Annotated in this window: 1 protein-coding gene; it reads right to left on the bottom strand. The window is 74.2% G+C overall.

Annotated features, from left to right (window positions below):
• On the bottom strand, positions 1–298 hold a 298-nt coding region (locus SB660_RS19800; RefSeq protein WP_410583979.1), incomplete at both ends, for a hypothetical protein.

The following is a 298-nucleotide window of genomic DNA, read 5'->3' as shown; positions in this document are numbered from 1 at the left end:
CCAGCCGCCGCGCGCAGCCACCAGTTCCGGCGCGGCCGGCATGGCCGGCGCGAAATATGTGGTCGGCTGCGGCGGCGCCATCGCGGCACTGTTCCTGCCCACCAGTTGCACGACGGTATCCCGCCCCTCGACGCGGGCCTGCCCGGCCACCAGCAGGTCGCCGTCGAGCTGGCCGGGCCGCACCAGCACGTAGCGATGCCCGCCGTCTTCCAGCGCGATGCGATCGCGGTCGCCGAACAGCATCGGCACCAGCGCGACCGGCAGCTTCGGCGCGAGCTTGCCGTCGGCCTCGATGCCG

The sequence above is a fragment of the Bacillus sp. SIMBA_005 genome, from assembly GCF_046535585.1.
Taxonomy (GTDB): Bacteria; Bacillota; Bacilli; order Bacillales; family Bacillaceae; genus Bacillus; species Bacillus pumilus.
This window is presented reverse-complemented; position numbering and strand designations above follow the sequence as displayed.